Genomic DNA, 16,814 nt, shown 5'->3' with positions numbered 1-16,814 from the left:
GTTGTGGGTTTGGGGTGTCTTCTTTGTTTTCTTTTACCTCGATGAGGATTTTGGCGTGGTGCGGGAGGGCGGGGGCCCGGCGCCGCTCGACCCCCCCCCCCCGCGGGGGCCGGGACCTATTGGAGCAGGCCCGACAGCATGGACTGGTTGTTCAGGATTCTTCCGCCGTAGGAGCGCGCTCCCGGGTCGGTGGCCCAGTAGGACTCCCCGCCCTTGTACCAGGCGCCCACGTTCTCGATGTCACCGGCCGTGAAGTCGGCGGCACCGGTACCGGGGGCGATCGTGTCCCGGCCCTGGGACAGATACCTGGCGGCCATGAAGATGTTCTGGACGTTGTCCTCGAGCGACCCCCGGATCTCGCCGCGCTGGTACCCGGTGAGGTCCTGCGGATCGTATCCGAGCAGTTCCGCTCCGAGATCGATCTGCATGCTGAGGTTGCCGAAGGACGCGTCGTCGCCGTTCAGCAGGCTGCCCCCGAGGTCGAAGACCGGCGGGTCGCCGGACACCTCCTCGTAGGCCACGCCCGCCAGCAGGGTGGCGGGAATGTCGTACTTGGCCGCGGCGGCGGTGAGGGTGTCACCGTACGCCTCGACGAAGGCGCCCTTGTGCTTGTTCTGGTCCTCCTTGACACCGCCGAAGATGAAGTCCGGGAGCTGGGCGATCGCGTCCCAGTTGCTCCAGACGTCGAGATCCTTCTCGGTCCCGTGGTCGTCGGACAGGCCCATCAGCAGTAGGTGCTCCACGGTCAGCTGCTTGGTGGACGTGCTGCACGCCGGCGGGCATCCGGCGCCGATGGTGACCAGCGTCGAGTCGGCCGCGGGGGTCGAGGGACCCTCGTAGCCGACGTCCCAGCCACCCGCGTCGTTCATCCGGCAGGTGTAGCCGGACTCGTTGCACTCGACCGGACGGTGACCGTCGTACTCGACGAACGAGGACGGGTTGCCGCCCGCGAACGCGTACCGGTTGCCGGTGAACGGATCCATGCCCAGGCCCATGTCGGCGAGGGCGCCGTTGTACATGTCCCGGCTGGTGAAGCGGTTCAGCCCCGGGCTGTAGTTGCGGAAGCCCATGTCGTAGGTGCCGGACTGGGCGTCCCAGCGCTTGGCGTTGAAGCGGTACGGGTTGTACGCCTCCTTCGTCGGGTCGGCCGCGTCGGGCTTGTCGACGCCGGTGAACTCGGACTCGTCGTCCTTGCCGTAGGCGGTGTACCCGTAGGTCGCCTTGGTGTCACCGTTCTGGTCGGTCACCGTCTCGACGTCGGTGTGGCTGTTGTAGCCGTAGTAGCCGTCCTCGGTCGTACCGTCCGTGTTGTGCTTGGCCTGGGACAGGCGCTCACCCCATGGGCTGTACTGGTACGACTTGGTCAGCGCACCGGAGACCTCCTCGTTCAGCACCTCGCCGGACAGGCCGAGGTAGGTGAAGTCGGTGGTCTTGCCGTCCGCGGTCTTGGACGCGGTGCGGTCCAGCGGGTCGAAGGTGTACTTCGTCGTCTTCAGCGCGCCGCCGTCGTCCATCTTCTGGGACTCGATGACGTGGTCGAAGCCGTCGTACACGCTCCGCTCGACGACCTGGTTGCCCGAGGTCACCGACTCCTGCCGACCGAACGGGTCGTAGTTGTAGTTCGCCGTCGAGCCGCCGGTGGTGGCGCTCAGCAAGCGGTTGCGGTCGTAGTCGAAGGTGCTCGTGGTGCCGTCGACGGTCTGGGTGATGACGTTGGCGTTCGCGTCGTGGACGTACGTCTCCGTCCCCGCGCCGTTGCCCGTCTTGACCGATTCCTTCAGCCGGTCGGCCGGGTCGTAACTGAAGTTCGTGGTCGACTCGAGGTAGGCCGTGTGGCTGTCGGCGTTCATCTTCTTCGCCACGTCCTGCGCCTTGTTGCCGTTGGCGTCGTAGGCGTAGGCGTGGGAGGAGACGAGGGTGCCGTTGGACTTCTTCTCGGTCGTCGACTTCAGGGCCGCGTTCCGGTAGTAGGTGTAGTCGACGGTGTTGCCGTTGGCCTTGGTCTCCTTCAGTTTCAGACCGCGGTCGGTGTACGCGTACGACGTGACCTTCGGCGAGGCGTCCGTGGCCGTCTTGCCGACCGACACCGTCTTGACCAGCTCGCGCAGGTCGTAGGTGTACTTGGAGAACTGGTCGGGATGGGTGACGGTCTCGGGCTGGCCGTTGGCGTCGTAGATGTACGACGTGGTCTTCTTCTCGGTCCCGGCGAGCGCCTCGGTGACCTTCTGGACCTGGTTGAGGCCGGTGTAGGTGACCGTGTAGGCGTCGATCTCCGCCGTTGACGACGTGTCGTCGATCTTGGTCAGGTTGCCGTTGAGGTCGTAGGTGTAGGCGAAGTCGTTCTTCTCCGTGTCCGCCGGCTCACCGGCGGTGCTGCGGACGAGTTTCACACCGTCGGCCACCACGGTGCCGCCGCTGTTCTGGAAGAGCTGGAGCTTGGACGTGTTGCCCTGCTTGAAGGCATAGGAGCCCAGCGATACCCAACTGCCCTGGTTGGCGGCGGCGTTCTGGTCGATGACCTTGTCCGCCGTGCCCGTGGAGTGGGTGACCGTGTACTTCGCGGTGGTCGCGGCCCCGGTGACCTTCGGGAGCTTCACGTACGCCGTGTAGGTGCCGTCCTTCGGGATGTTCAGCGTCCAGGTGAACGCGTCCGTGCCGGTGCCCGCCGCGTGGGTGCGGTGGTCGTAGCCGTGCTGGCCGGTGGCCGATCCCTTCGTCCAGGTGCCGGTCGCGGCGGTGTTCTGGGTGTCGGAGTTGTCGATGAGCGCCACCGACAGACCGACGGGCACACCGTCGTCCGAGCGGGACTTCACCGAGCCGTCCGGGTAGTACGACCACGTCATCGTGCGGTTGGAGGAACCGCCCGCCGACGTCAGCGTGCGCTTGGTCTGCTGGCCGATGTCGTTGTAGCCGTAAGCGGTTGAGATGTCCCACGGATCGGTGGAGGACTCCACCCAGCCGTTGTCGAAGTACGAGTAGGTCGTGTCGTTGCGGACCGTCTCACCCTCCGACGGCGGCAGCGAGGTCTTCGCCACCATGCCGACCTTGTCGTACACGGTCTCCGTGTAGACGTTCGGGTCGTTGTAGCGGGAGTCCGCCGGGTCGTACGGCTGGTACTGCTTCACCGGACGGTTCAGCGCGTCGTACTCGGTGCGCGAGGTGAACGCCGTGGTCGTACCGGCCGCGACAGCCCGCGGGCTGATCACCTTGGTGACATTGCCGATCTGGTCGTACTCGTACTTCGTCGACCGTGTCGTGGTGCCCTCGTACGGGACCGTGACCTCGGTCTGCTTGCCGCGCTCGTCGTAGGTGACGGTCACGGTGTTGTTCTCCGCGTCCGTGGTGGAGACGACCAGCGAGTCCTTGTCGTAGGACGTCTTCGTCGTCTTGCCGGCCGCGTCCGTGACGGCGGTGACCCGGTGGTTCAGGTCGTAGGCCGTCTTGGTGGTGTAGTCGGTCGTGTCCGCGGTCGCGTTCTTCTTGGGGTCGATGACCGTGACCACGTTGCCGACGTCGTCGTACTCGTAACCGATCTTCTGGCCGGCCGAGTTCACCACGGAGGTGAGCTGGTAGACCTCGTTGTAGTGGTTGGTGGTGACGTAGTCGGTCGTGTCCGTCGTCGTCGCCGTGCCCTTGGGCTCCGTCGTCTTCTTCAGGTGGCCGACCCGGTCGTAGGCGTACGTCGTGGTGCGCGGGTCCGTGAGGTTGTTCGCCGGAGCGGTTGCCGAGACGACCTGGTCCGCGCCGTCGTACACCGCCGTGGACACGGCACCGTTGGGTGACGTCGACTTGGTGACGTTGTCGTTGGCGTCGTACTCCGGTGCCGGAGTGGTGATCAGCTCGCCAACGGCCTGCTTCTTCGGCACCGTGCTGACCAGCGGGCGTCCGTAGACGTCGTAGGTCTGCGTGGTCACCTTCTCGTTGGCGTCGGTGACCTTGGTGACCTGGCCGCGGTCGTCGTAGACGAAGTCCGTCGGGTTGTTCAGCGCGTCGGTGATGCGACTGGGGTAACCGCTGGCACCGAAGCCGGAGTAGGTCGTCGGGTTGCCGTTGGCGTCGGTCGCCTTGGTGAGCCGGCCGTAGGAGTCGTACTCGTACGACGTCGTGTAGTCGTCCGCCGTCGCCGTCGCGACGCCCTTGGGGTCGGTGACCGTCCTCAGGTTGCCGAAGGCGTCATAGCCGAACTGCCACGTGCGGCCCTCCGGGGAGGTCTTGGTGGACAGGTCGGCCGCGTAGCCGTCGGCGCGGGTCTGGTAGCCGTACCGCTGCGAATCGGCCGGGTACGTGCCCGGAGCGCATTCCGAGGCGTCGGGGACACCGGACTTGTTGTTCTCGGCGTCGCGCGACCAGAGCGGGTAGCCGGTCTTCTGGTCGTAGCAGTAGGCCGTCTTGGCGCCGTTGGCCTCCTCCAGGTAGGTGACGTTGTTGTCCGCGTCCCAGCTCATCTTCGTGGTCTGGGACTTGGCGTTCGTCGTCTGCACCGGGCGGCCGAAGTCGTCCGCCACGTAGGAGGTGGTGTGCGATTCGGCGTCCGTCACCTCGGCCTCGGTGAACTTCGTGTTCGACGCGTTCGCCGCGTACGTGAACCCGGTCGCCCCGTTCAGCCGGTCGGTGATGGTCTTCGTCCACCAGTGGTACTTCGGGTCGTCCCCGGCCGACGGCTCGTTGTACGCCAGCTTCGTGGCGTTGCCCCGCGGGTCGTCGACCTGGACCAGCTTGACGTTCTTGTTGCCCTGTGTGGCGTCGTACGTGAAGCCGAAGACCTTCGGCTGGGCCGAGCCCGCGCCGTCGGTTATTTTCGTCAGCAGACCCTTGTCCGAGTACTCGAACGCGAGCTTACGGCCGGAGACGTCGGTGACCGACTGGATGTGGTCCTCGATCTTCGGGCTGGTCGCCTCGGCCTTGTCGTAGTAGTCGACGGTGAGCGACTGCCGGCCGGCCGGGTCGGTGATGTACCGGAGGAACTTGGTCGGCTTGTTGTTGGACCTGCGTTCCTCGTACGTGAACGTCTGCGTGTTGCCGTTCTTGTCGACCGCGGACGTCAGGTAGCCGTCGCAGCCGAAGAGGAAGCGGGTGCCGTCGGGGCGGGTGAGCGTCCAGGCGTCCGGGACCGGGTCCTTGGCCGGGGTGCAGTCCAGGCCCGGCTTCATCGACACCCGGTAGTGGACGCCCGCGGGGGCCTTCCACGTGCCGTCGTCCTGCTTGCGGAAGACATGCGTGGTGCCGTCGCCGTCCGGGAGGCGGATCTCGGTGGGGTGCGGGTTGGGGTGGAAGTCCAGCGGCGCGCCCAGCCGGATGGGGCCCGACGCCTGGAACGACCAGCCGTGACCGGAGACCGTGTCCGAGGTGTCCAGCGAGTTGTACGCCACCCGGAAGAACGTGTTCAGACCCCGGCCGGGGTTGGTGAACGCGTTGTACTGCCACACGCTGTTGCCGGCCGCCAGGTTGTTCATCACCGTGGAGCCGGCGCCGGTGTTCTTGCCGGTGTAGGAGTAGAACTTCTCCAGGCCGAGCTGGTTGGAGGTCGGGTCCTCCACGGCCACGTGCTGCGTGAGGCCGGTGACCGCCGCCGCCGTACCGGCCGCGTCCTGGACCTCCCAGGTCAGCGTGTACTCGGTGCGCTTGTTGCCGGAGTCGGAGTTGATCGGCGTCTTGACCTGCGCGGGGATGGTGACGGAGGCACCGGGGGCGAGGTCGTGCGGCAGCGCGGTGCGGACCTGGTTGCCGCCGGTCGTGGCGTCCGTGCCGTCCGGCAGGGACCACCGGTAGGTCAGCTCGTGACCGGCCGGCGTCCACAGTTGGTCGGTGGTGTTGGTGAGGGTGACGTCGACGGTGTAGGTGGAGTTGGGCGTCATCCGGGCCGGCGTGCCCGGCGCGTAGTACGTCGACTCCGGGCTCTCGTCCACGTAGGTGACGACGAGCTTGGGCCGCAGCCGCTGCTCGGGTGCCTCCGAGGACAGGAAGACCGAGCGCTCCTGCGCGGCGGTCTCGTCGGCCGTCCGGATGGCGACACCGTGCCCGGTGGCCGGGTCGGTCACCCAGCCCTGGGCGAGCGAGGTGACGTCCCAGTCGTGGCGGGCCGGGTCGTTGCTCATCGCGCCGACGTCGGAGACCGCCGCGCCGACGTCACCGCCGGGCGAGGTCCAGGCGGTGCCGGAGGTGGCCTTGTTCCAGGTCGCGCTCTCGTCGAAGTCCCGGGTGAGCGGGCGCAGTTCGTAGACCGCCCCCTCGGCGCTCCGCGTCGACTGGGTGCCCCAGAGGCGGACCGTGGCCTGCAGGACGCGCGAGGACGCGGGAACTCCGAGGTCGCCGAAGTCCAGCAGGGCGCGGGTGTCGCCGTAGGTGGTGGAGTTGTTGCCGACCGTCAGCCACGGCTGCGGCCCGTACTCGTCGAACGTGTCGTGGGCGGCCGTCGGCTGCGCCGAGGTCAGGGTGGTGTCCTGGCCGGCGGTGATCACCTTCGTGGTGCGGCCCGCCTTCGGCAGCCGCACCAGCTGGGTGGGCGAGCCGATGACCTGGCCGTCCTTCGTCTTCACCGCGACCATGTAGTAGTAGGCGCGGCCGAACGGGTCGGCGCTGTCCGCCGGGGTGGGCACCGCCGTGGTGTCGGTGAAGGCGTTCGCCGACCCGCCCACGGGGGCCACCAGCGTCGCCGCCGACGGCGTGAACGACTGGTAGACCGAGCGGTGGACCTGGTACTCCACCAGGTCGTCACCGGTGGAGCCGGCGTCCGGGTCCCGGTAGTCGGGCCAGTGCAGCTCCGCGCCCGTCGCGTGGATCACGGACGGGGAGTCGAGGGCCACGCCCTGCCGCCCGAAGGTCAGCACCAGGCGCGGGTAGTTGGCGCTCTCACCGCCGTAGCCGAACTCGCTGCCCTCGTAGCGGGGGCCGCCCTTGGGGGCGTCGGCGCTCTCGTCGCCGGCCTTGACCACGAAGCCGTGGTTGTCGTAGGTGCCGTCGATCCACTGCTGGACGGTCTTCGTCACCGGGAACGAGTGCCAGGTGCTCACCTCGCCCGGCTTCTTGGTGACGGTCCCGCCCTTGGTGAAGCGCACGGCGTCCGCGACGACCGCGGTGGACGTCGAGACCGGTGCGTCACCCAGGACGATCTTGCCGGCCGTGCCCGCCTGGAACGGGTGCGAGCCCAGCGACTTCCACACACCGCCGGTGCCGGCGCTCTGGTCGACGGTGTACTGCTTCGACCCGCCGGCGTACGTCACCGTGTACGGCGCGTTCGTCGCCCGGTCGACGGCGGGCACGCTGTGCACGTCGACCTGGTAGGTGCCGTCCTCCGGCAGGCTCGGCTGCCAGGTGTACGTGTCACCCGCCGCCGAGTCCTTGTTGTACAGGTAGTCCTTGTTGACCGCGTGCTGCGTGTAGGTGGTGTTCCCCGACGCCGGCCACGAGCCCACCGCCGCGGTGCGGCCGGTGTCCCCGTCGTCGACGACGACGGACGTGCCGGACAGCTCGCCGGTGATGCCCTGGGCGCTGTTCCAGGTGGCCGTCGCCTCGTTCCACTCCTGGGTGGCCCGGCGCGCCTCGAGGCGTACCTCGTCACCGGAGGTGGTGTGCGTCTGGTCGTAGTACAGCTTCAGGTCCGCCGAGTCCACGCGCGTCCCGGCCGGTATCCCGGACAGCGGGAACCGCAGCAGGGCACGCGAGGAGCCGGAGGCGGTGTTGCCGACCGACAGCCGCCAGTTGTCGTCGTAGTTCGACGCCGGGCCGTCCGAGGAGATCATCACGTCCTGCGCCGTCGTCGGCGTCGGCGCGATCTCGATCGTCGGGTCGACCGTGACGGGGTACTGGCGTTCCTTCGCGGCCAGCCACTTCGCGTCCGGCGTGACGGTCAGCGTCCAGCCGTTCCCGGCCTTGGCGAGCCGCTGCCTCACCTCGGTGCTGTACGTGGTGCCGTACGGCGACGAGGCGTCCTTCTTCGAGTCCGTCATGAATCCGGCCGGGATCACCAGCACGGGGTCCGCGGACTCGCCGAAGAAGCGGATCGAACCGTCCTCGCCCTGCTTCGGCGTCAGCCCGTCCACGTCCAGCGTGAACGTGAACTTCACCGGTCCGGAGGGCCGTTCGTCCAGGACGATGTTCTCCTTGACGCGCCCGGCACCCACCTCGTAGGTGAGGTCCGCGCCGTCGACCGCGTCCTTGTACGTGACCGTGCTGCCCTTGGCCGTCGGCTTCAGCGTGTCCGCGCCGGCCAGGCCCATGGTCACCGACCGGCCCTCACCGGCCTCCACCCGCAGCAGCTTCCCGGCGTCCGAACCGAACCGGCTGTGCAGCGTGTTCGTCGTGTTCGCGAAGTCGAAGCCCTTCGTCTCCGACGCCTCGACCGACGTGTCGATCGGCTTCCACTCGGCCTTCCTGCCCGTACCGTTCCGGTAGGACGTCGGCACCGCCGACAGCTCCACCTCGGTACGGCCGTCGGACATCCGCCAGTACCGGGCGTTCGCCGTCCGCCGGCCGGTCAGCTCCTTGACCCGCTTCGCCTTCGGCGCGTTCTTGCCCTTGGGCAGTTTCTGCCGGTCGGCGATTCCACGGTCACCGTACGACGGGGGTTCGGGGTTCTTCTCGTCGTCGTCCCCGAACCAGTCGGTGACGCTGTCGAAAAACCCCTTTTCATCGCCCTTTTCGGGCTCCGATGGCGGGGCCGCGTACGCGACCTGCGGCAAGAGCGATCCCGCTATCGCCGCCACCACCAGACAGGAGAGATATCTCCTGTACGGCACCTTCACGTCATGACCTTTCGACATCGGCGGCCGACCCCGCCGTACGCGAAATGGGCGCGCCGAACGAGCCGTTGCGGAGAATTCCGAACGGCGGCCGGATTATTGACCAGTTGGCTGACGGCATGTCAAGCGATGGGACATTTGGGGTCATTGAAGCCCCTGAATGCGGTCGCTTCGCCCCCGTTTGTCTTCTCGGTGGCGCCGCGTATTCCGCATGGTGTATAACCGCCCGGTTCCGTACCGGAAGCACGCGCGGAAATTGCGCCCGACGAAAGCCGGCCCCCATGTCAACGACCGAAAGCACGGCAGAAACAACGGAAAGGGAAGCCCCGGCCGGCGAATCGACCGACAAGCGCCGGGGCGGCGACCGGGCGGGCTTCATCGCCGCCGGCGCGGTCCTCGTCGTCTGCCTGGGCTTCGTCCTGTACGGCGTCCTCGGCACCGAGAGCGGCACCCCTCCGGAGCAGCCGAGGACACCGACGGCCGCCGTGACGTACCGGATCACCGGTGAGGGCAACGTGGACGTCAGCTACCTCGCGCGCAGCGAGGAGGGCAAGGCGACCGTCGAGAAGGGCATCGAGCTGCCCTGGGAGAAGACCGTCCGGGTGCCGCTGGGGCAGCCGCCCACCCTCAGCATCGTCCTCGACGGCAAGGGCGGACAGGCGCGCTGCGCCCTCGCCGTCCGCGGCGCCCACGTCCAGAGCGCCACCGCGTCGGGCACCTACGGCCGCGCCACCTGCGCCGGCGAACGGCTCGCGGCACCGACGGAGTCCTAGGGAGCCTGCGGCTTCAGGGTTTTCCGGATGGCCGTCACCGGGGCGCACTCCGCCCATACGGTCTTGCCGGGGCCCGTGGGGCGGGGCAGCACGCCCCAGTCGTCGGCGAGGGCGTCCACCAGGAGCAGGCCCCGGCCCGACTCGCCGGCCGGGGACGGGGGTCCGGGGGCCGGGCGTCGCTCCGCGCGGGTGTCCGACACCTCGATGCGCAGGGTGCCGTCCTCGGTCTCGGTGAGGCTCAGGTGGAAGTCGCGGCCGGGTACGTGTCCGTGCCGGACCGCGTTCGCGGTGAGTTCGGCGGCGATCAGGGTGAGCGTCTCGTTCGCCGGTGAGGTGCAGGGGTGGCCCCAGGCGTGCAGGCGGTGCGAGACCAGCCGGCGGGCGAGGCGGGCGCCTCGCGGGGTCGAGGTGAACCGCATGGCGAACGTGCGAGTGGGGTGGGGCGTACGCCTTTGCGGGGGAGTTGCTGACTTCATGGCGTAACGGTGGCGAACTGTGCGTAGCGTTGAACAGGTGGGACGCGCTGACCGGCGGTGGCTGTACGCCGATGTCGTGGGCCTTGTACACGGGGTGGACCGTGACGGGGGCTTCGCGGGGCGGGTTGGTTGCGTGCGCGATGTCTGTGCGGGGTGTTCGGCGGTGAGTGCGTACGGGAGGTGCCGGGCGTGGAGGAACAGCGGCAGCAGGTGGACGGCCAGGAGCAGGAGGCCGGTGCGGGCATCCTGCACGTCTTCGGGCGGCAGTTGAAGCTGTGCAGGGAGCGGGCGGGGCTGGATCGGGCGGAGCTGGGGAGCCGGGTGGGGTACTCCGCGTCGACCATCGCTTCCTTTGAGCAGGGGAGGCGGATCCCGCCGCCCAAGTTCATCGACAACGCGGATGAACTGCTCGACGCGGGTGGGTTGTTGAAGGCGGGGAAGGAGGAGGTGGCCCGGGCTCAGTATCCGGCGTTCTTTCGGGATGCAGCGCGGTTGGAGGGTGAGGCGGTTGAAATCCACCTGTACGACACCCACCTGGTCAACGGCCTGTTGCAGACGGAGGAGTACGCGCGAGCGGTGTTCGCCATGTGGCAGCCGCTCTTGGACGAGGCGATCATCGAAGAGCGTGTTGCCGCGCGACTGGCACGGCAGGGGATCTTCACCAGGCGTCCCGCGCCGCACCTCGGCTTTGTGATCGAGGAGAGTGTCCTGCTCCGTCCGATTGGTGGCAAGGCAGCCTGGCGGGGGCAGTTGGAGCACCTCATGCTGATCGCGGAGAAGCGCAACGTGGTGATTCAAGTGATGCCACTCTCCCGTCAGGAACACGCGGGACTGGCTGGCCCGTTCACCTTGATGGAGACCCGGGATGAGCGGAGGATCGCCTACACGGAAGTTCAAGGTGACAGCCGTGTCCACACAGAGCGTCAGAAGGTACGAGGTCTTGAGCGCACGTACGGGATCCTCCGCGCGCAGGCCCTCACTCCGACAGACTCGCTTGCGTTGATCGAGAAGCTGCTGGGAGAGAGATGAGCGGGGACAAGGCCAGGCCCCACGTCGATGACTTGGCGTGGTTCAAGAGCAGTTACAGCGCTGGCGATGGCGGCCAGTGCGTTGAGGTAGCTACGGGGAGCGGCGCCCTGTATGTGCGCGACTCGAAGCACGAGGCTGGCCCCATGGTCAGCCTCACGCCCGGGGCGTGGGCGGAGTTCATCGGGTTCGCCGCTCGGCGCACCGCGTAGGGCGAGGCGCGATCGCAGTGCCCCGTGACCGCTGACTGGGGTCACGGGGCACTGGCGTGGATCGCCGGGCTGCGCAACACCCCCGGCCCCGCCCCTTACGAGCCCGCGCCGGCGTCCGGCACGACCGCCGTCGCCGTGATCTCCACGAGCTGCCCGGCGTACCCGAGGCAGGCCACACCGATCAGGGTCGACGAGTGGGGCCCCGCGCTCAGTCCGGACGCCTCGACCACGCCCCACACGGCGGACAGCACCGCGGACTCATCGCTCACGACGTACACATCCGTCGCGACGACGTGACCCAAGTCGGAGCCCACCGCCCGCAGTTGCTCCTCCAGGTTGGCGATCACCTGCCGGGCCTGCCGCACCGGATCCCCCTCGCCGACCAGCTTCCCGTCGGCGTCCAACGGGACCGACCCGGCGAGAAACGCCAGCCTCGTGCCCGTCTCGACGACGGAGGCGTGGGAGTAGGCGGGCGGCGGAAAGAGGGTGGGGACGGTGACACGCCGGATCACGTGGACTCCGATCTACGGGGAGGACGGACAACCCCCGATCCTGCGCGACACACCGAGCCACCGCACCCGTATTTCGCTCGCCCCCCTCGGCCACGCCCTCAAGGGCGCCCTCACCCAGGTCGCGGGCGCCATCGCCGTGGCCGTGACCTGCACCGTGCGCGGTGACGGCGGCACGCGGGGAGTGGGTCACCGACGAGGAGGGGCTGCTCCACCGCGCGGGCCTCCAGTGCGTGGACGACGTCATCGCCGGAATGCGAGCCATGCCGGAGTCACTCGTCACAGCCGTCACCGACACCGAGGCGCTGCTCGAAGCGGCACCGCGCTGACTCCCGTATGAGCGGCGGCGCACCCCGGCCGGGTGCTGTCGGCGCCGGGCGAACCGGACGCGCGTCGGCCGTACGGTGTCCGGCCGTACCGCGTCGGGCGTCCGGCCGTACGGCGTCCGGGCGTACCGCGCCGCGGCGGGTGAACGCCGTCCCCCTTTGCTCCATGGGAGGGAAATCCGGCTCTCCACAGGCATGATCCGCACGCCGGACATACGCTTCCGACGAGGGGAGGAAAGACGCGGAATTCCAGCAGAGGAGGCCCGGTGGCCGAACGTGTTGTGAAACGACGAGGCTATCGAGAAGGTGTCCCCGGTGAGATGCTCGCCGAATTCCTGGGAACGTTCGTCCTGCTTCTGCTGGGTATCGGATCCGTGGCGGTGGCCGTCGTAGGGCTGCCCGGTTCGGGCCGGCAGATGGTGGAGTTCGGGCCCGCCAACTGGCTCATCATCTCCTGGGGCTGGGGCCTCGCCGTCGTGTTCGGCGTCTACGTGGCCGGCGGCGTCAGCGGCGCCCACCTCAATCCCGCCGTGACCCTGGCCTTCGCCGTACGGCGGGACTTCCCCTGGCGGAAGGTACTGCCCTACTGGCTCGCGCAGGTCCTGGGCGCCTTCGTCGCCGCCGCGCTCGTCTACGCCTGCTACCGGTGGGCGATCGACGCGGCCAACGCCAAGGAAGGCATCACGCGGGAGGAATCGCTGGGGACCTACTCCATTTTCGCCACCTTTCCCGCCGAATACTTCGGGGATTCCTGGTGGGGTCCCCTGCTCGACCAGATCGTCGGCACCGGAATTCTGCTCCTGCTGATCTGCGCGCTCATCGACACCCGCAACACGGCTCCGGCGGCGAATCTCCATCCGTTCCTCATCGGCCTGGTGGTCGTCGTCATCGGCCTGACATTCGGTACCAACGCCGGATACGCGATCAACCCCGCACGCGATTTCGGCCCCCGGCTGTTCACCTTCTTCGAAGGCTGGGGGGCGATCGCGCTGCCCGGGTCGTTCGGATGGTTCAGCGGCTACTGGTGGATCCCCATCGTCGGTCCGCTCATCGGCGCGGTCCTCGGGACCCTCGTGTACGACCTGCTCATCGGCCCGGTGCTCAAGGCGAGGTCGAAGGAGGCCGAAGAGGGCCCGGCCACCGAAGAACCCTAGGCACACCAGGAGGTGGCAGAGATGCCCGAATTCGTCGGCGCCGTGGACCAGGGGACCACCAGCACCCGCTTCATGATCTTCGATCACGCCGGGAACGAGGTGGCCAGGCACCAACTCGAGCACCAGCAGATCCTGCCGCGGTCGGGCTGGGTGGAGCACGACCCGGTGGAGATCTGGGAGCGCACCAACACCGTGATCCAGAACGCCCTCCGGGACGGCGGACTGACGGCCGCCGACCTGCGGGCCATCGGCATCACCAACCAGCGCGAGACGACCGTGGTCTGGGACCCGCGCACCGGCCGGCCGTACCACAACGCCATCGTCTGGCAGGACACCCGCACCGACAGCATCGCCGCCGCCCTCGAACGCGACGGCCACGGCGAGACCATCCGCCACAAGGCCGGTCTGCCGCCGGCCACCTACTTCTCCGGCGGCAAGATCAAGTGGCTGCTGGAGAACGTCGACGGACTGCGCGAGGCCGCCGAGGCGGGCCACGCCCTGTTCGGCAACACCGACGCCTGGGTGCTGTGGAACCTCACCGGCGGCCCGGGCGGCGGTGTGCACGCCACCGACGTCACCAACGCCAGCCGCACCATGCTGATGAACCTGGAGACCCTGGACTGGGACGACGAACTCCTCGGCATCTTCGGCATCCCCCGCGCGATGCTGCCGGCCGTCCACCCCTCGTCCGACCCCGAGGCGTACGGCACGGCCCGCACCTCCCGGCCGCTGGGCGCCGCCGTCCCGATCACCGGCGTACTCGGCGACCAGCACGCGGCGACCGTCGGCCAGGTCTGCTTCTCGCCCGGCGAGGCCAAGAACACCTACGGCACCGGAAACTTCCTGGTCCTCAACACGGGCACGGAGCCGGTGCGCTCGGAGCACGGGCTGCTGACGACGGTGGCGTACCAGTTCGCGGGCAGCCCCGCGGTGTACGCGCTGGAGGGTTCCATCGCCGTCACCGGCGCCGCCGTGCAGTGGCTGCGCGACCAGCTGAAGATCATCAGGAGCGCCCCGGAGAGCGAGCAGCTGGCCCGCCAGGTGGACGACAACGGCGGGATGTTCTTCGTCCCGGCCTTCTCCGGCCTCTTCGCCCCGTACTGGCGCTCCGACGCCCGGGGCGCCATGGTCGGCCTGGCCCGCTACAACACCGGCGCGCACATCGCCCGGGCCACGCTGGAGGCCATCTGCTACCAGAGCCGTGACGTGGTCGAGGCCATGGAGCAGGACTCGGGCGTGCACCTGGACGTGCTCAAGGTCGACGGCGGAGTCACCGCGAACGACCTGTGCATGCAGATCCAGGCCGACGTGCTGGGCGTCCCGGTCAGCCGTCCCGTGGTCGCCGAGACCACCGCGCTGGGCGCCGCCTACGCCGCGGGCCTCGCCACCGGCTTCTGGCGCGACACCGACGAGCTGCGCTCCCACTGGCAGGAGTCGAAACGCTGGAACCCGTCATGGACCGAGGAGAAGCGCCAGGCCGGCTACCAGGACTGGAAGCGGGCCGTGGAACGCACCCTGGACTGGGTCAGGATCACCTGAGCCGCCCTGCGCGTCCGTACCGTCAGCGGTCGGCGAGGTCCTCGCGGAGGCCGTCGGAGAACTCCCACCACGCCAGCGCGAGCCAGTCACCGTTGACGAAGGCGTCGACGGACGAGCCGCGGCCACGGACCGTCACGGTCGTTCCCGGCGGGTACACGGTGCCGGAGAGCCCTGGCACCGGGACGAGCAGGGTTCCCAGCCTCTGTGCTGCCATTTCCCGCCTCTTTCCGTTCCTGGTGCGGCATCGGACACGTATGAACTCTTCCGCCGGAGATTACCGGTTTGCCCGACCGTGTAGACGGCGGAACCATGAGAGATGAGTCACGCGCGGAACGGAGGTCGCAGTCATGAAGGCAGTCGTGTACAAGGGACCGTTCAGTGTCGCGGTCGAGGACGTCGACAAGCCGGCCGTCCAGCACCCGAACGATGTGATCGTGAAGGTCAGCTCCACCGCGATATGCGGGTCCGACCTGCACATGTACGAGGGCCGCACCGCGGCCGAGCCCGGCATCGTCTTCGGTCACGAGAACATGGGGATCATCGAGGAGGTCGGCCAGGGCGTCACCTCGCTGAAGGAGGGTGACCGCGTGGTCATGCCCTTCAACGTCGCCTGCGGATTCTGCCGCAACTGCGCCGAGGGGTTCACCGGATACTGCACGACCGTCAACCCCGGTTTCCCGGGAGGAGCCTACGGCTACGTCTCCATGGGCCCCTGGAAGGGCGGCCAGGCCGAGTACCTGCGTGTGCCCTACGCCGACTTCAACTGTCTGAAACTGCCGCCGGGCCAGGAGCACGAGACCGACTTCGTCCTGCTCGCCGACATCTTCCCCACCGGCTACCACGGCTGCGAACTCGCCCAGGTCCGCCCCGGCGAGAGCGTCGCGGTGTACGGCGCGGGACCGGTCGGCCTCATGGCCGCCTACTCGGCCCTGCTGCGCGGCGCGAAGAAGGTGTTCGTCGTGGACCGGGTCGCCGAACGGCTGCGGAAGGCCGAGGAGATCGGCGCGGTTCCCGTGAACTTCGCCGAGGGCGACCCGGCCGAGCAGATCAAGGACCAGACCGAGGGCATCGGCACGGACAAGGGCGTCGACGCCGTCGGCTACCAGGCGACGAAGGGCGGCACGGACCGCGAGGAGCCGGCGACGGTCCTGAACTCCCTCGTCAGCACGGTCCGCGCCACCGGAGCGCTCGGCGTGCCCGGCCTCTACGTCCCCTCCGACCCCGGAGCCCCGGACGAACAGGCCAAGCAGGGCATGCTCCTCGTCGCGATCGGCAAGCTCTTCGAGAAGGGCCTGCGGGTGGGGACGGGACAGTGCAACGTGAAGCGCTACAACCGGCAGCTGCGCGACATGATCATCGAGGACAGGGCGAAGCCCAGCTTCGTGGTCTCCCACGAACTGCCCCTGGACCAGGCTGCGTCGGCCTACGACAAGTTCGACAAGCGGATCGAGGGCTACACCAAGGTCGTACTGCACCCGTAGTCCGGCCGGCTACGGCCGCCACACGTACCGGACGTCCGGCTCCCGCTCCTCGTTCCCGGAACCGTCCGTCCACTGCACGGCCGCGAAACCGTGCCGCTCGTAGAAGCGGTGCGCGGCCGCGTTGACCTGGAAGGTCCACAGCGCGAGCCCTCCGGGGCTGCGCTCCTTGGCCAGCACGACGAACCGGTCGCCGATACCGCGCCCGCGCCACTCGGGGGCGAGGTAGAGCTGTGCCAGCTCCTCGCCGTCCAGCACCATCACACCGACGACCTCCCCGCCCGCCGCCTCCGCCACCCACGTCTCGCGCAGGGGCACGAGGACGTGGCGGAAGTAGCCGTGCACCTCGTCGTCGGACCGGGGCCGGACCACGCCCGGCAGGGCGGCGGCGAAGGAGCGCAGCCAGACGTCGGCCGCGGTACCGGCGTCGGCGGGCAGGGCCCGCCGCACACGCACCGCCCGGTCACCGGTCATCACGCGGACTCCGATCCATGGGGTGCGGACAACCCACCGATCATGCGGGTCCCGCCGCTTTGGCGCACCCGTATTTCCGCCGGAGGAGCCGGACGACGCGGACCGGCCG

The 16,814-nt window shown here is 68.7% G+C and carries 12 protein-coding genes; 7 read left to right on the top strand and 5 right to left on the bottom strand.

Features of this window, described 5'->3' with window-relative positions:
• Positions 1–116: 116 nt before the first annotated feature.
• Positions 117–8,759: a DNRLRE domain-containing protein gene (locus ACFXAE_RS27950; protein WP_384719715.1), complete on the bottom strand. Its 8,643-nt coding sequence runs from the start codon at positions 8,757–8,759 to the stop codon at positions 117–119.
• Positions 8,760–9,019: 260 nt separating this feature from the next.
• Between ACFXAE_RS27950 and ACFXAE_RS27945 the strand changes: the two genes are divergently transcribed.
• Positions 9,020–9,511, top strand: a complete 492-nt coding sequence (locus tag ACFXAE_RS27945) for a hypothetical protein (RefSeq protein WP_384719713.1) — start codon at positions 9,020–9,022, stop codon at positions 9,509–9,511.
• Here the strand turns inward: ACFXAE_RS27945 and ACFXAE_RS27940 are convergent.
• Positions 9,508–9,987: an ATP-binding protein gene (locus ACFXAE_RS27940; RefSeq protein WP_384719711.1), complete on the bottom strand. Its 480-nt coding sequence runs from the start codon at positions 9,985–9,987 to the stop codon at positions 9,508–9,510. The two genes, ACFXAE_RS27945 and ACFXAE_RS27940, sit on opposite strands and share 4 nt — an antisense overlap.
• Positions 9,988–10,176: 189 nt before the next feature.
• Here ACFXAE_RS27940 and ACFXAE_RS27935 point away from each other — a divergent pair, with 189 nt between their 5' ends.
• Together ACFXAE_RS27935 and ACFXAE_RS27930 are read left to right on the top strand one after the other, a co-directional pair.
• On the top strand, positions 10,177–11,016 hold the full coding sequence (locus ACFXAE_RS27935; RefSeq protein ID WP_384719709.1) for a helix-turn-helix domain-containing protein: 840 nt from the start codon (positions 10,177–10,179) through the stop codon (positions 11,014–11,016).
• Entirely contained in the window at positions 11,013–11,225 is a 213-nt protein-coding gene (locus ACFXAE_RS27930; RefSeq protein ID WP_384719707.1) for a DUF397 domain-containing protein, read from the top strand. Before ACFXAE_RS27935 ends, ACFXAE_RS27930 begins: the two co-directional genes overlap by 4 nt.
• A 95-nt stretch (positions 11,226–11,320) precedes the next feature.
• On the opposite strand, the gene ACFXAE_RS27925 is transcribed toward ACFXAE_RS27930, so the two are convergent.
• Positions 11,321–11,737, bottom strand: a complete 417-nt coding sequence (locus ACFXAE_RS27925; protein WP_384719705.1) for a RidA family protein — start codon at positions 11,735–11,737, stop codon at positions 11,321–11,323.
• Between the two features lie 161 nt (positions 11,738–11,898).
• Between ACFXAE_RS27925 and ACFXAE_RS27920 the strand changes: the two genes are divergently transcribed.
• The 3 genes from ACFXAE_RS27920 (at position 11,899) to glpK (ending at position 14,753) form a co-directional block, all read left to right on the top strand.
• Entirely contained in the window at positions 11,899–12,063 is a 165-nt protein-coding gene (locus tag ACFXAE_RS27920) for a hypothetical protein (protein WP_384719703.1), read from the top strand.
• A gap of 317 nt (positions 12,064–12,380) precedes the next feature.
• On the top strand, positions 12,381–13,214 hold the full coding sequence (locus ACFXAE_RS27915; protein ID WP_384719701.1) for an MIP/aquaporin family protein: 834 nt from the start codon (positions 12,381–12,383) through the stop codon (positions 13,212–13,214).
• A gap of 21 nt (positions 13,215–13,235) precedes the next feature.
• A complete protein-coding gene (gene glpK / locus ACFXAE_RS27910; RefSeq protein WP_384719699.1) occupies positions 13,236–14,753 on the top strand; it encodes a glycerol kinase GlpK in 1,518 nt (505 codons plus the stop codon).
• A 22-nt stretch (positions 14,754–14,775) separates the two neighbouring features.
• Here glpK and ACFXAE_RS27905 read toward each other — a convergent pair whose 3' ends face one another.
• Positions 14,776–14,967 (bottom strand): hypothetical protein, encoded by a 192-nt coding sequence (locus ACFXAE_RS27905; protein WP_384719697.1) that lies wholly within the window; start codon positions 14,965–14,967, stop codon positions 14,776–14,778.
• Positions 14,968–15,100: 133 nt separating this feature from the next.
• Here ACFXAE_RS27905 and ACFXAE_RS27900 point away from each other — a divergent pair, with 133 nt between their 5' ends.
• Positions 15,101–16,234: a glutathione-independent formaldehyde dehydrogenase gene (locus tag ACFXAE_RS27900; RefSeq protein ID WP_384719695.1), complete on the top strand. Its 1,134-nt coding sequence runs from the start codon at positions 15,101–15,103 to the stop codon at positions 16,232–16,234.
• Between the two features lie 9 nt (positions 16,235–16,243).
• On the opposite strand, the gene ACFXAE_RS27895 is transcribed toward ACFXAE_RS27900, so the two are convergent.
• Positions 16,244–16,705, bottom strand: coding sequence for a GNAT family N-acetyltransferase (locus ACFXAE_RS27895; RefSeq protein ID WP_384719693.1), 462 nt, complete (start codon positions 16,703–16,705; stop codon positions 16,244–16,246).
• Between the last annotated feature and the right edge of the window lie 109 nt (positions 16,706–16,814).

This window comes from Streptomyces sp. NPDC059454 (assembly GCF_042749965.1).
Taxonomy (GTDB): domain Bacteria; phylum Actinomycetota; class Actinomycetes; order Streptomycetales; family Streptomycetaceae; genus Streptomyces.
The sequence above is the reverse complement of the archived record's forward strand: the minus strand, read 5'-3'. Positions and strand labels throughout refer to the sequence as shown.

Excerpts from the sequence above, each read along its gene's own strand:
- ACFXAE_RS27950 (WP_384719715.1), bottom strand. The coding sequence starts at position 8,759 with ATGTCGAAAGGTCATGACGTGAAGGTGCCGTACAGGAGATATCTCTCC.
- ACFXAE_RS27945 (WP_384719713.1), top strand. The coding sequence starts at position 9,020 with ATGTCAACGACCGAAAGCACGGCAGAAACAACGGAAAGGGAAGCCCCG.
- ACFXAE_RS27940 (WP_384719711.1), bottom strand. The coding sequence starts at position 9,987 with ATGAAGTCAGCAACTCCCCCGCAAAGGCGTACGCCCCACCCCACTCGC.
- ACFXAE_RS27930 (WP_384719707.1), top strand. The coding sequence starts at position 11,013 with ATGAGCGGGGACAAGGCCAGGCCCCACGTCGATGACTTGGCGTGGTTC.
- ACFXAE_RS27915 (WP_384719701.1), top strand. The coding sequence starts at position 12,381 with ATGCTCGCCGAATTCCTGGGAACGTTCGTCCTGCTTCTGCTGGGTATC.
- glpK (WP_384719699.1), top strand. The coding sequence starts at position 13,236 with ATGCCCGAATTCGTCGGCGCCGTGGACCAGGGGACCACCAGCACCCGC.
- ACFXAE_RS27905 (WP_384719697.1), bottom strand. The coding sequence starts at position 14,967 with ATGGCAGCACAGAGGCTGGGAACCCTGCTCGTCCCGGTGCCAGGGCTC.
- ACFXAE_RS27900 (WP_384719695.1), top strand. The coding sequence starts at position 15,101 with ATGAAGGCAGTCGTGTACAAGGGACCGTTCAGTGTCGCGGTCGAGGAC.
- ACFXAE_RS27895 (WP_384719693.1), bottom strand. The coding sequence starts at position 16,705 with ATGACCGGTGACCGGGCGGTGCGTGTGCGGCGGGCCCTGCCCGCCGAC.